This window comes from Sulfurovum sp. bin170, from assembly GCF_010892395.1.
In the GTDB taxonomy this organism is placed as follows: domain Bacteria; phylum Campylobacterota; class Campylobacteria; order Campylobacterales; family Sulfurovaceae; genus UBA1140.
This window is the reverse complement of sequence record NZ_JAACKB010000266.1, coordinates 1-2,125: the sequence shown is the minus strand read 5'-3', so window position 1 is coordinate 2,125 and position 2,125 is coordinate 1. Positions and strand designations below refer to the sequence as shown.

The window sequence follows — 2,125 nt, the reverse complement described above, 5'->3', positions numbered from 1 at the left end:
TGGATTTTTTAGCCATAGGCAAGATAGGGGTTTACCTTTCTTTTATTAACCTGCTGACCAAAAAAGCAAAACATGTGGATGATAAAATGTACAGGGTTGACCAACATGAAGAGATACGATACCGAAACATCTTACACGCCATCGCTTCACTTTGGATGTATGAACGCCAACAAGGAAAACAGGGTATCTTGAAAAAAGCTGACATCTGTAGGGTTCTTGATGGGGAAAACAGAGGAGAGTCAGACAGAGCCATACTCGAACGCTACAAAGACAAAGGAGTGATAGAGATAGAGTTCCCCTCTCACTCCTACTTTGGGGAAGAGGACAACAACTTACATTTTCAACACCAATCATTTGCAGAGATACTCTTAGCCGAGTACTACCTAAAAGTTTTTATCAAGTACGCTTTGGAGAAACAGAGTGACCTCAACACAGCTAGAAGCAAACTCATACTTGGAGAGCCAACAGAGCAGACGATGGTGTTTTTTAAAGAGTTGCTCAAACTGTTAAAAGAGAGTGTTGATGATGGGTGTGAAAATGTAATTGAGAAAAGAAAACTGCTCTATCCTCTGTTTGCTTCATTGGCTACTGAAGAGAACAATACGCTATTTAGTGCTGATATATTTTACTCTTGGTTTGATAGAGTGGAACATAATAATAGTTATTCTAAAATTCCTAATGAACTTTTGGAAAATTGGGCTATCAATTATAAACAGCTAGAGAAGATAATGGACTTTTCATCTGAGATTATAGACTCGAAAACTACGCTACTTTTGGCTAAAACCCAGACTCGTCATGCTCTTTTTGATAATGAGTTGACAGTTTTTCAGAATAGCCGAGTTAGTGACTCTCCTACTGATATGGATAAGTGGTTGGCTTTGGTGGTGGGAAACTTGTTGCATAATGATGAGCCTGAGGAGAGGAGGTTTTTTAACGGGAGGTTGGAGAATCCTGAGAATTTGTTTGAGATGATTCGGGGGTGGAATTATTTTATAGGGAAGTCTGCTCCTATTTGGGGTCAAGAATATTTTAAGGGAATTATTTTAAGAAATAATATAATTTATGATTTAAGAAGTTTAATGTTTGATAGTATTGATTTTTCATATTCTGTTCTTTATAATTTTGGATTTTATACTTCTTCTTTTATCGGTACGAACTTTAGCTATTGTATTCTTAAGGATATTAGTTTTTATCGTGCTACCTTAATGAACACTAAGTTTAATGATATTAATTTGGTTAATATTATGTTTAGTACATCTGTTATAGGAATGGATACTATAATGCCCATACAATTGGTTAAATGTTTTGATTCTAGTGAAGTATTTGAATGTGGTATGAAAGAGAGAATAAATTATTTTAATCAATATGGAGCGAAAACATTACAAAGCTTATTAATCTACGGTCTAAAAAACAAACTCTTCGACATCAAAGAGATTAAATCTTGGTTTGCTTATGAGACAGATGAAGATAGAGAAGCGTTTGAAAAGTTGATTGATGGGTTGGGGGAGTTTGAGGTTAAATAATGTTTGTTGGCTCGTAGGTCGGGTTGCCCTCATCCCGACAATGATTCGCATACCAAAATATTTTATCGTTCAATGGGTGTTGGTATGCCAATGTTTTTTTGTTATATCAAAATTTTATTTTATGCGTGTTCATGTCGGGATGAGGACAACCCGACCTACGCCGTTTCTGATATTTTGGTGGCGAGTAAAAGCTGGAGCAGGTTTCTCTATGGTTTTTTCTACAAAGGGGAGTAGTAGATATAAAATGAATTTCATACCCACTCTATCAATCAAAAAAACAGACTCAATGGCAAAGCATACCTCTTGTCTGTCTCATCACCAAATGACAAAATCGTATCACCTGTATAAAAGACAATGTCCACAATATTTTTAGAAGATTTCTTTTGAAAATCAATGATGTGTTTAAACGCATCTCTCTTAATGGTCTGTGAAGCTTTGACCTCTATGGCAAAAATCTTATCTGCTCTCTCAACGATGAAGTCAATCTCTTTTTTATCATTGGTTCGGTAGTGGTAGATGCGTGGTTGAACATAGCTATAGCCAATATGTTTAAGCAGTTCACTATAGACAAAAGTCTCTACCACATCCCCTTTGTGTACGGA

2 protein-coding genes are annotated in these 2,125 nt (G+C 36.0%); one reads left to right on the top strand and one right to left on the bottom strand.

All coding sequences use genetic code 11. The annotated features are described in order from the left end of the window. Positions 1-1,523 (top strand): pentapeptide repeat-containing protein (locus GSY74_RS06250; RefSeq protein WP_223157487.1); only part of this gene is annotated, 1,523 nt, incomplete at its 5' end. Positions 1,524-1,792: 269 nt separating this feature from the next. Here the strand turns inward: GSY74_RS06250 and GSY74_RS06245 are convergent. Beyond that, positions 1,793-2,125 (bottom strand): DUF4143 domain-containing protein (locus GSY74_RS06245; RefSeq protein WP_164664242.1); only part of this gene is annotated, 333 nt, incomplete at its 5' end.